The sequence below is a fragment of the Streptomyces sp. NPDC051987 genome (genome assembly GCF_040680735.1).
Taxonomy (GTDB): Bacteria; Actinomycetota; Actinomycetes; order Streptomycetales; family Streptomycetaceae; genus Streptomyces.
Genome location: NZ_JBFAXI010000104.1, coordinates 17,464 through 28,826, shown reverse-complemented (window position 1 = coordinate 28,826; position 11,363 = coordinate 17,464). Strand labels below are relative to the sequence as shown.

The window sequence follows — 11,363 nt, the reverse complement described above, 5'->3', positions numbered from 1 at the left end:
GCCCTTTTTTGTGGGGGTGCGGGGGGTGCTTTTCGGGGGGGGCCGGCACCCCCCCCGGGGGGCCGGGGTCGGGGGGCCGGGCACCCGGCACCCCCGCCAGGGCGATCCGGCGTCTCGGGAGGGGGCGGCATTGAGGCCGATGCCAAGCAGGTGCGGCGACTCGGAGTCGAGGGACCGGTGGCCGACAGGGCACGTCGGCCGCACCGGAGGCCGACACCCCCTGTACCAGGGGGTGTTCCCGCAGGATGTCGCTAGACGGGCAGCCGGTCGTGCTCACCGTGCCGGGTCGGCGCCACCGGCTCCGGCGACTCGTCGTGGGTCAGGTCCGGCAGCCACCGCAGCCAGCTGGGCAGGTACCAGTTGCGCTCGCCGAGCAGGGCCATCACCGCCGGGAGCAGCACGCCGCGGATCACCGTCGCGTCGATGAGGACCGCGGCCGCCAGGCCCACGCCCATCTGCTTCATCGACTGCATGGACAGCGTGCCGAAGATCGCGAAGACGGCGACCATGATGACGGCGGCGCTGGTGACGACCCCGGCCGTGGTGACCACCCCGTGCTGGATCGCGTCCCTGGTGGACCGGCCGCGCAGCCGGGCCTCGCGGATCCGGGAGACCACGAACACGTGGTAGTCCATGGACAGGCCGAACAGGATCACGAAGAGGAACAGCGGCAGCCAGGTGACTATCGCGCCGACGCCCTGCGCACCCACCAGCGAGGCGCCCCAGCCGTGCTGGAAGACGGCGACGAGGATGCCGTAGGCGGCACCCACCGACAGCAGGTTGAGCAGGATCGAGGTGATCGCGACCGTCAGCGAGCGGAAGGACAGCAGCATCAGGAGGAAGGCGAAGACGACCACGAAGGCGAAGACCGGGACGACCGAGCCGAGCAGCTGGTCGTTGAAGTCCTGGTTGCCCGCGACGTTCCCGGTGATCGGCGCCTGCACGCCGTCGACCCTGCCGAGGGTGGCCGGCCGTACCTCGTCGCGCAGCTTCCGCAGGCTCTCGCCGGCCTTGTCCAGGTCGGAGCCGCCGACCAGCGGCACGGTGACCAGGGCGACGTTCTGGGCGTCGTGCAGCTTGATGTCGACCGGGCCGCGCGAGGCGCCCGAACTGATCGCCCGCTCCTTGAAGTCGGTCAGCGCCTGCCTGACCTCGGGCGCGTTGATGTCCTTGGCCCTGACGACCACCTCGGCCGGTTCGGAGCCGCCCGGGAAGGCCTGGTTGACGTGGTCGTAGGTCTGCACGATCGGCAGCGAGTTCCCGAACTCCTGGTCCAGGGTGAGCTGGGAGGTCTTCATACCGAGGGCGGGCGCGGCCACCGCGAGCAGGGCGCCCGCCGCGACCACCACGGAGACCAGCGGCCGGGCGAGCACACCCCGCAGGACGGCCGTCCAGAAGCGGCTCCCGGACGGCCCCTGGGCACGCCCACGGCGGCGCAGGAAGGGGATACGGCCCTTCTCGACCCGGTGCCCCAGCAGGGAGAGCAGCGCGGGCAGCACGGTCACGGAGCCGACCATGGCGACCGCGACGACCATCAGGGAGGCCAGGCCCATCGCCTCGAACTCGGCGAGTCCGGTGAACAGCATGCCCGCCATGGCCACGCACACCGTGACCCCGGAGACGATGATCGCCCGGCCGCTGGTGGCGGCGGCGACCCTGAGCGCGGCGTCCGCGTCGCGGCCGGCCTCCCGCTCCTCGCGCTCCCGGCGCAGGTAGAACAGGCAGTAGTCGACGCCGACCGCCATGCCGACCAGCAGCATCACGGAGTTGGCGGTGTCACTCATCGGCTGCAGGTGGCTGACCAGGCCCATCAGGCCCATCGTCGCCATGATCGCGGTGATCGCCAGACCCACCGGCAGCAGCGCGGCCACCAGGGCGCCGAAGGCGATCAGCAGGATGCCGAAGGCCACCGGCACGGCGGAGTACTCGGCCCGCTGGAAGTCGTTGCCGAAGGCGTCGCTGTACTGCTTGTCCATGCTGGCGCCGCCGATCTCCTCGATCCGCAGCGTGCCGTGCGCCTTCTGCGCCCCCGCCACCGCGTCCAGCACCGGCTGGACCCGGTCGCCCGCGGTCTCGGCGTCGCCGCGCAGGTCGAACTGGACCAGTGCGCTGTGGCCGTCCTTCGAGATGGTCCCGGTGGTGTACGGCGAGGTGACGCCGGTGGCCTCGCGGGTGCCGTCGACGGCCTTCATGACGTCCGTGACGGCGGCCCGGAACGCGGCGTCGGAGGCCCTGAGCGACCCGTCCCCGGACTGGATCAGGACCGTCTCGCTCGCCGGTTCCTTGATGCCGGCGTCATCGATGATCTTCGCCGCGGTGTGCGTCTCGCCCTTGAGCTGGTCGCTCTTGTCGACGTCCACCCGGCCGGCCGCCGAGCCGAGTCCCATCGCCAGGACGACGAACAGCACCCAGATGCCGACGGCCGCCCAGCGATGCCGGGCGCTCCAGCCGCCGGCGCGGGCGGCCAGCCCCCGCACCCGCGTCTCTCTGCTCCCTCTCACGGGATCCATGACGGAATCGCCCCCCTCGTGTGCGGTGACGGCCTCCGGCCGCCACGGTCTCTTCCCGACCTGCTTCGTTCGATTCGAAGGTATGGGCCGGACACGACCGACTCCTCGTGCTGTCCGGTGAAGTACGGCGACCGCCTCTCGTCGCCGGGGAGGATGCCGGGCCCTTACATCTGTCCACCCGTCTCGGGGGTGGTGATCAGGGACGTCCCTGCACGACGGCCGATCTAAGGTGTTCGAATGACGACGTATGCGGCGCTGCTGCGCGGGATCAACGTGGGCGGCAACAGGAAGCTCCCGATGGCCGAACTGCGCACCCTGATGACCGGCCTGGGGTACGACTCCGTGGCCACCTACCTGCAGAGCGGCCAAGCCGTCTTCACCACCGGGCACGGGGACGCGCAGTCGCTGGCGGCGGAGTTGACGAAGGCGATCGAGGAGCGGTTCGGCTTCCTCGTCGACGTGCTCGTCCGCGACCACGCCTACCTGAGGGCGGTCATGGCCGACTGCCCGTTCCCGGCCGCCGAGCTGGCCGCCCGGCAGCTGCACGTCACCTACCTCTCCGAGCCGGTCGCCCCGGAGCGCTACGCGGACATCGACCCCGCCGCCCACCTCCCCGAGGAGTTCCGCCTCGGCGACCGGGCGCTGTACCTGTACGCCCCGGACGGCCTCGGCCGCTCCAAGCTCGCCGAGGCGCTGGCCCGGCCCCGGGTCCACAAGGGGCTGATCGCCACGACCCGGAACTGGAACACGGTCGTCAAGCTGGTGGAGCTGACGGCCGCGGGAGCGTGACGCGACGCTGATCGGATGAATCAAGGAGATTCACGGGATCGAGGCGAGCGATCTCGTCACATTCATTGACTGGGGCATCCAAATGCTCCTACCTTTCCGGGCGTTGGGTACAGGCTGATCCCGCGGGAGGGGTACATGCCCACGCACCGAAGAGCCGCCCTCGTCACCCTCGTCGTCGCCCTCGCGCTCGGCACCCCGGGCCTCGCCGCGCCGGCCTCGGCTGCCAGGTCCGGCACCGCCGCCGGCGCGTCCTCCGACGTCTACGTGGCACCCGCCGGCGACGACCACGCCGACGGCACCGCCCGCCACCCCGTCCGCACCCTGGACCGCGCCCGCGATCTGGTCCGGGCCAGGGCCGCGCACCTGCGCGCCGACCTCACCGTCCACCTCGCCCCCGGCACCTACCGCCGCACCGAGCCGCTCGTCCTCGACGCCCGCGACTCCGGTTCCGACGGCCACACCATCATCTGGCAGGGCACCGGCGACGCCACCCTGATCAGCGGCGGGCGCCGGGTCACCGGCTGGCACCGGGTACCGGGCCGGCCCGGACTGTGGTCCGCACCGGCGCCCCGGGGGCTCGGCGACACCCGGCAGCTGTACGTCGACGGAGTGCGTGCCCAACGGGCCCGCGGGGCCGTCCCGGTGACGCTCACCCAGACCGCCACGGGCTACACCGCCTCCTCCGACACGATCGCCCACTGGAAGCACCCCGCCGACGCCGAGTTCGTGTACACCAGCGGCGAGGCCCTCTGGAACATCGAGCGCAACGGCCTCGGCCAGTGGACCGAGCCGCGCTGCCGCATCGCCTCCGCCGAGGGCACCACGATCACCATGACCCAGCCCTGCTGGGACAACTCCAACAAACGCGTCGAGTTCCCCGACATCCCCGGCCGCACCGTCAGCATGGTCGGGCCGGGCAGGCTCACCAACGGGGGCAGGCCGTCGTACGTCGAGAACGCCTACGAACTCCTCGACCAGCCCGGCGAGTGGTACCTCGACCGCAGCGCCCACCGGGTCTACTACCTGCCCCGCAAGGGCGAGCGCCTCGGCAGCGCCGACGTCGAGGCCGCCGCGGCCGAGAAGCTGGTCGAGGGGCGGGGCACGGCGGACGCGCCCGTGCACGACATCGCCTTCCGCGGCGTCGAGTTCGGCTATGCCACCTGGCTGACCCCGTCCACGGCCGAGGGCTTCTCCGAGATCCAGGCCGGTTACACCATCACCGGGGACAGGGGCTGGGCCACCCAGGGGCTGTGCCAGTACGTCGAGGGCGGCACCTGCCCGTTCGCGTCCTGGACGAAGATGCCGGGCAACGTGTCCTTCGCCTACGGCCGGCACATCGACTTCAGCGACGACGTCTTCGCCCATCTCGGCGCGGCCGGGCTGGAGTTGGGCGCCGGATCGACCGACTCCACGGTGAGCGGGAGCATCTTCACCGACATCTCCGGCAACGGGGTCGAGATCGGCGGCGTGGACGGCCGCACCCCGGCCGCCGGCGTCCAGGTGACCGACAACCACCTCTACGGGCTGCCCCGCGAGTACCACGGCGGGGTAGCGATCCTCAACGGCTACACCCAGCACGACACCATCGCCCACAACCAGATCGACCACGTCGGCTACTCGGCCGTCTCCCTGGGCTGGGGCGGCTGGCCCGACAAGATCGGCGACCCGGCCACCGCGAACCCGAGCCACGACAACGCCGTGACCGACAACCTGATCTTCGACTACATGCAGATGCTCGACGACGGCGGCGGCGTCTACACCCAGGGCCTGACCGGCACCTCCCTGACCGACGGCGAGAAGGTCACCGGGAACGTCATCCACGACCAGTGGGGCCTCGGCAAGAACGTCTACACCGACAACGGCTGCACCTACGAGACCGTCGAGGGCAACGTCCTCTACAACGCCTCCTACGCCAACGTGGCGTCACGGCACACCGACTACCGCGACGGCCTCGGCAACAACGACCCGACCCTGGTCAAGGAGAACTGGTGGGAGGAGGGCACGGCCGACGGCGACAACAAGGGCCTGGTCACCAGCGGCAACCGGATCATGACGGGGCTGGCCGACGTACCGTCGACCGTCCTGGACGACGCCGGACTCCAGCCCGCCTACCGGCAGTTGCTCGACCGCCGGACCGGCGCCAGCTCCGTGCCCGAGGCGCCCTCCCGGGTCGGCACCAGCACCGCCGGCCCCGACGCGCTGTGGGTCACCTTCAACCCGGCCTTCGCGGACGGCGGTTCCCCGGTGACCGGCTACACGGCCCGAGCCTATGACGCGACGGGCCGCCAGGTCGGCGAGGAGAGCACCACCGCGGCCGAGTTCAAGCGGACCGCGCTGATCCGCCTCGGCGTGCCGGCCGACGGCCCCGTCACCGTGGCGGTCACCGCCCGCAACGCCCAGGGCGAGAGCGCACCCTCGCTCGCCTCGGCGCCGCTGGCCGCGACCGCCGTGAGCATCCTCCCGGCCGCACCGACCGGCCCGAAACTGCGGACCGCGGCCACCGCCGCCACCCTCGCCTGGACCCCGCCGGCCACCACCGGCGACGCCGAGGTCGTCGGCTACCGGGTGACCGTCTCCGACGGCCGCGCCCCGATCGACGTCACCGGCCGGGACGTCCTGGTCACCCGGCCGTCGGCCAAGGGCATGTTCCGGGTGATCGGCGGGCTCCGGCCGGGCACCCGCTACACCGTGACCGTCGCCGCGGTGACCGCGGCAGGCGTCGGTCCGGCGGCCACGGTCACCGCCACCACCGCGTCGTCAACCACCCCATGAGGGACGGGGCGTTGGATGTGTGAACCGGTGAAGCGCCGGGTGTGACACCTTCGCGGCCCGCGACGCTGAACCAAGTGCCGGCCACGGCCACGAGGCGTTCACCGCCTCGCCGTGGGCCGGCCGTTCGCGGTCCGACGGATACCAGGGGAGCGCCGGACCGCGAACGCCGAACCCGTCGCTCAGGCCCCCAGGGCCGCCAGGGCCGGAGTGCGTGCCGCGTCGTACCGCTCCAGCAGCACCCGCGCCACCTCCGGCGCCGGGCCGAGCACCTCGGCCAGCACGTCCGCGTCCGCCGCTCCGCGGGCGATCCGGTCGGGCAGGAAACCGGGGGCGAGGACGTAAGGGGCCACCGCCACCCGGGCACAGCCCAGTTCCCGCAGCTCCCGTACCGCGTCCTCGGTGCGGGGCAGGGACGCCGAGGCGAACGCGGGCCGCACGGCGCACCAGCCGGTCTCCCGCCACTGCCGCGCGAGCCGTGCGATCACCGCGATCGCCTCCGGGTCGGAGGAGCCCGCGGAGGCCAGCACGACCCCGGTCGAGGACCGGTCGGCGGGGGCCAGCCCCGCCTCGTACAGCCGCCGTTCCAGGGCCGTCAGGAGCAGCGGCGACGGGCCCAGCACCTCCGCCTGCCGGATCCGCAGCCGGGGCGGCGCGTCCCGCAGGACCGCCGGGATGTCCGCCTTCGCGTGGAAGGCGCGGGTCAGCAGCAACGGCAGGGCCACGACGTCGCGGACGCCCTCCGCCGCCAGGGACTCCAGCACCCCGTGCACGGACGGGATGGTGAAGTCCAGGAAGCCCGTCTCCACGCGCAGGCCGGGCCGCAGCGACCGTACCCGGCGCACCAGGGCGTGGACGGTCGCGGCGTGCCGCGGATCGCGGCTGCCGTGGGCGATGACGAGGAGAACGGGCTTCGCAGGCATGGACCTCAGCTCTTCACCAGCAGGCCGCGGCTGCGCAGCACCCACCGCTCCAGCGGACTGAAGATCAGCAGGTCGATCGCGATGCCGACGAACAGGATCAGGATGATGGCCTCGAACACCATCGCCATGTCGCTGGCGGTGCGTGCGTTCTCCAGGAGCTGGCCGAGGCCCACGCCGAGGTCCGGGAAGCTCGCGATGATCTCCGCGGCCATCAGCGAGCGCCAGGAGAAGGCCCAGCCCTGCTTGAGACCGGCCACATAGCCGGGCATGGCGGCCGGCAGCACGACGTGCCAGATGCCCTTGACGCCGGTCGCGCCCATGGTGCGTCCGGCCCGCAGGAACAGCGGCGGCACCTGGTCGACGCCGGACACCAGGCCGTTGGCGATGGAGGGGACCGCGCCGAGCAGGATCACGGCGTACATCATCGAGTTGTTCAGGCCGAGCCAGATCACGGCCGGCGGCACCCACGCCACCGACGGCAGCGACTGCAGACCGGACAGGATCGGGCCGATCGCCGCGCGCACGAACCTCACCCGCGCCACCAGCAGCCCCAGCGGGGTGCCGATGACGAGCGCGAAGAGGAAGCCGAGCAGGCCGCGGCTGACGCTGGTCCAGATGTAGCCGAGCAGGTCGCCCTTGAGCCAGGCGTCCTTGAACGCGTCGCCCACGGCCGCCGGCGAGGGCAGCTTGGAGGGGTCGTCGACGACCGGGACCAGCAGTGTCCAGACCACGAGGACCACGGCGAGCGCGATGACCGGCGGCAGGATCTTGCCGGTGAGGGTCTGACGGAGGGTGGGGCGGCTGGTGGCCGTCGTCTCCAGGGCGTCGAGTCCGGCCTCGACGCTTCCGGCGTCCTTGGCCGGCGTCGTCTCAGTGCTGGCCATGGCGGCGGATCTCCCCACGCAGGACATCGGTGATCTCGAGGGACAGTTCGGCGACGGGCGCGTCCTCGATGCGGCGCGGCTGCGGGATGCCGACCTCCCACTCGCGGGCGACCCGGCCCGGCCGGGACGACAGCAGCACCACCCGCTGGGCGAGCCGCACCGCCTCGCGGACGTTGTGCGTGACGAACAGTACGGACAGGCCGGTCTCCTGCCAGATCCGGGTCAGCTCGTCGTGCAGCACGTCCCGGGTGATGGCGTCCAGCGCGGAGAACGGCTCGTCCATCAGCAGCAGTCTGCTCTCCTGGGCGAGCGAGCGGGCCAGGGCGGCCCGCTGGCGCATACCGCCGGACAGCTCGTGGACGCGCTTGCCGTACGCGCCCTTCAGCCGGACCAGTTCGAGCAGCTGCTCGGCCTTGTCCCGGCGGTCGTTCTTGGGAACTCCCCTGAGCTTGAGGGCGAGTTCGATGTTCTTGCCCGCCGTCAGCCACGGGAAGAGGGCGTGCTCCTGGAACATCAGGGCGGGCCGCCCGTCCGTCGCGATGGAGCCCGCGGTGGGGCGGTCCAGCCCCGCCACCAGGTTCAGCAGCGTGGACTTGCCGCAGCCCGAGGCTCCCAGGAGGGTGACGAACTCGCCCGGCGCGACATCGAGGGTGATGTCGTCCAGGACGAGCTGCTGCCCGCCCGGAGTCGCGAAGGACTTCGAGACATGCTCAAGGCGTGCCGCGTACTCGACCGACTCGTCGGCCTTGGCGAGTGTCGTGGTCGTGGCCATGGTCGTCACCTCCTGGGATCTCGTCGGGACCTGCGTCAGCTGCTGCCGAGACCCGCGGCGCTGACGGGGCTCTGACCGTCGGCCTTCAGCACCTTGTTGAGGATCGTCAGGTCGTAGATGTTCTTGAGCAGCGGATCGGTGAGCAGACCGGCCTTGACGGCGTGCTGGGCCTCGGTGTTGAGGGTGGAGGCCAGCGGGTCGTCGGTGAACTTGATCGAGGACCAGGCCGAGTTCAGGACGGCGTCGGGCAGCGCCTTGCCGGAGTCGACCGCCAGCTGCTTGTTGGCCGAGGCCTTCGCCGCGTCCGGGTTGGCGTTGATCCACTTGTTGGTCTCGACCGAGCCCTTGAGGACCGCCTCGACGACCTTCGGGTGCTCCTTGAGGAACTTCTGCGACACGACGATGTTCGTGATCACGAACTTCTTGTCGGGCCACAGCGAGGACTCGTCGAGCAGTACCTTCGCGCCCTCGGCGACCAGCTTGGACGCGGTCGGCTCCGGCACCCAGGCGCCGTCGATGGAGCCCGCCTTGTAGGCGTCCGGGGTGATCTTGTTGTCGGTGCGGACGACCGTGACGTCACCCTTGCCGCTCTGCGCGTCGACCTTCCAGCCCTGGTCGGCGATCCAGTTGAGGAACGCCACGTCCTGCGTGTTGCCCAGCTGCGGGGTCGCGATCTTCTTGCCCTTGACGTCCGCCAGCGTCTTGATCTTCTTCGGGTTGACGACCAGCTTCACGCCGCCGGACGCCGAACCGCCGATGATCTTCAGGTCGGTGCCGCCGGACTTGGTGTAGCCGTTGATCGCCGGGGAGGGGCCGAGCCAGCCGATGTCGATGGAGCCCGAGTTGAGCGCCTCGATCTCGGAGGGGCCCGCGTTGAAGACGGCGTACTCGGCCTTGGTGGCGCCGAGCTCCTTCTGGAAGAAGCCCTTCTGGTTGCCCACCAGCGCGGTCGCGTGGGTCAGGTTGCCGAAGTAGCCGATCTTGACGGTGTCGAGGCCGTCGATCTTCTTGGACCCGGCGGCGACCTTGGTCGTGTCGCTCTTGTCGGAGTCCGACCCGTACCCGCAGGCGGCGAGCGTGAGCAGGGGGAGTGCGGCGAGCGCGGCTATGCCGCGGCGAAAGATCTTGGAGCGGTTGGCAGGCACGGGAGGCTTTCCTCTCGTTGGCCCGGCGGTCACGGTCTCTCAGGTCGTGGCCGGGAGGTCGGCAGGTCTTCGTCGCATCCGGGACGGCGGGTGGGGGGCCAGGGCGCGCAGGCAGTGCGCGTACGTCATCGCGCACATCGCGCCACCCCGCCCTGCCCGCTGCCGAGGGCGCCGCTGCCGACGCGGCCGCCCTCCTTCGCGAACGTCGAGTAGACGTCGGTCATCGCCATGTCAGAAGTCCCAGCCGTCGTCTTCGGTCTCGTCCTTGACCGGCTCGGGGGAGGCGAACGACTCGCCGACCATGCCCGCGGTGAGCGTGGTGCCGTCGGCCGGGTCGATCAGGATGAACGAACCGGTGCGGCGCGAGTCGGCGTAGGAGTCGACCGGCAGCGGCTCGGCGGTACGGATCTTCACCCGGCCGATGTCGTTGGCGACGAGCTGTCCCGGGTGCGGGTGCAGGGACAGGTCGTCGAGGGTGAGCCGGGACGGGATGTCCTTGACGACCGCCTTGACCGTGCGGGTGCCGTGCTTGAGCAGCACCCGGTGCCCGACGGTCAGCGGCTGGTCGGCCACGTGGCAGACGGTCGCCTCGACGTCCTGGGTGGTCGCCGGGGCGTCCTTCGTCGGCACGATCAGGTCGCCGCGCGAGACGTCGATGTCGTCCGCGAGCAGCAGGGTCACCGACTGCGTGGTCCAGGCGGTGTCGACCGGCTTGCCGAGCAGGTCGATGCCGGAGATCGTCGTGGTGCGGCCGGACGGCAGGACGGTGACCGCCTCGCCGACGTGGAAGGTGCCGGCCGCGATCTGCCCGGCGTAGCCCCGGTAGTCCGGGTGCTCGGCGGTCTGCGGGCGGATCACGTACTGCACGGGCAGCCGGGCGTGGCAGTGCGCCAGGTCGTGGCTGACCGGGACGGTCTCCAGGTGCTCCAGGACGGTCGGGCCGCCGTACCAGTCCATGTTCGCGGACGGTTCCACGACGTTGTCGCCGACGAGCGCCGAGATCGGGATCGCGGTGACCTCGGGGACGCCCAGCTCGGTCGCGTAGGCCGTGAACTCCTCGGCGATCCCCGCGAAGATCGGCTCCTGGTAGCCGACCAGGTCCATCTTGTTGACCGCGAGGACGACGTGCGGGACGCGCAGCAGGGCGGCGATCGCGGCATGCCGGCGGGTCTGCTCGACGACGCCGTTGCGGGCGTCGACCAGGATCACGGTCAGTTCGGCGGTGGAGGCGCCGGTGACCATGTTGCGGGTGTACTGCACGTGGCCGGGGGTGTCGGCGAGGATGAACCGCCGCCGGGGCGTGGCGAAGTAACGGTACGCCACGTCGATCGTGATGCCCTGCTCCCGCTCGGCCCGCAGACCGTCGGTGAGCAGTGCCAGGTCGGGGGCGTCCTGGCCGCGGGAGGCGGACGCGCGCTCGACGGCCTCCAGCTGGTCGGCGAGGACCGACTTGGAGTCGTGCAGCAGCCGCCCGACCAGGGTGGACTTGCCGTCGTCGACCGAGCCCGCGGTCGCGAACCGCAGCAGGGTCGTCTCGGCGAGGCCGAGTTCCGTGGTGCTGGTGGTCATGG

General features: G+C 71.5%; 8 protein-coding genes. 2 read left to right on the top strand and 6 right to left on the bottom strand.

Annotation, left to right across the window (positions count from 1 at the left end; genetic code table 11):
* Positions 1–251 precede the first annotated feature (251 nt).
* Positions 252–2,477, bottom strand: coding sequence for an MMPL family transporter (locus tag AB0M11_RS35280; RefSeq protein WP_365712236.1), 2,226 nt, complete (start codon positions 2,475–2,477; stop codon positions 252–254).
* Positions 2,478–2,747: 270 nt separating this feature from the next.
* On the opposite strand from AB0M11_RS35280, the gene AB0M11_RS35275 reads away from it, so the two are divergent.
* Together AB0M11_RS35275 and AB0M11_RS35270 are read left to right on the top strand one after the other, a co-directional pair.
* The gene (locus AB0M11_RS35275) at positions 2,748–3,299 is read left to right on the top strand and encodes a DUF1697 domain-containing protein (protein WP_365712234.1); all 552 of its coding nucleotides are present in this window, start codon (positions 2,748–2,750) and stop codon (positions 3,297–3,299) included.
* Between the two features lie 135 nt (positions 3,300–3,434).
* Positions 3,435–6,071, top strand: coding sequence for a fibronectin type III domain-containing protein (locus tag AB0M11_RS35270; protein WP_365712233.1), 2,637 nt, complete (start codon positions 3,435–3,437; stop codon positions 6,069–6,071).
* A 179-nt stretch (positions 6,072–6,250) separates the two neighbouring features.
* Here the strand turns inward: AB0M11_RS35270 and AB0M11_RS35265 are convergent, their stop codons facing one another.
* The 5 genes from AB0M11_RS35265 to AB0M11_RS35245 form a co-directional block, all read right to left on the bottom strand.
* The gene (locus AB0M11_RS35265; RefSeq protein WP_365712232.1) at positions 6,251–6,991 is read right to left on the bottom strand and encodes a sirohydrochlorin chelatase; all 741 of its coding nucleotides are present in this window, start codon (positions 6,989–6,991) and stop codon (positions 6,251–6,253) included.
* Between the two features lie 5 nt (positions 6,992–6,996).
* Entirely contained in the window at positions 6,997–7,875 is an 879-nt protein-coding gene (locus tag AB0M11_RS35260; RefSeq protein ID WP_365712231.1) for an ABC transporter permease, read from the bottom strand.
* A complete protein-coding gene (locus AB0M11_RS35255) occupies positions 7,862–8,647 on the bottom strand; it encodes an ABC transporter ATP-binding protein (protein WP_365712230.1) in 786 nt (261 codons plus the stop codon). The genes AB0M11_RS35260 and AB0M11_RS35255 overlap by 14 nt, the downstream gene beginning before the upstream one ends.
* Positions 8,648–8,682: 35 nt before the next feature.
* Entirely contained in the window at positions 8,683–9,792 is a 1,110-nt protein-coding gene (locus AB0M11_RS35250) for an aliphatic sulfonate ABC transporter substrate-binding protein (RefSeq protein WP_365712229.1), read from the bottom strand.
* Positions 9,793–10,023: 231 nt separating this feature from the next.
* Positions 10,024–11,361: a GTP-binding protein gene (locus AB0M11_RS35245; RefSeq protein WP_365712228.1), complete on the bottom strand. Its 1,338-nt coding sequence runs from the start codon at positions 11,359–11,361 to the stop codon at positions 10,024–10,026.
* Between the last annotated feature and the right edge of the window lie 2 nt (positions 11,362–11,363).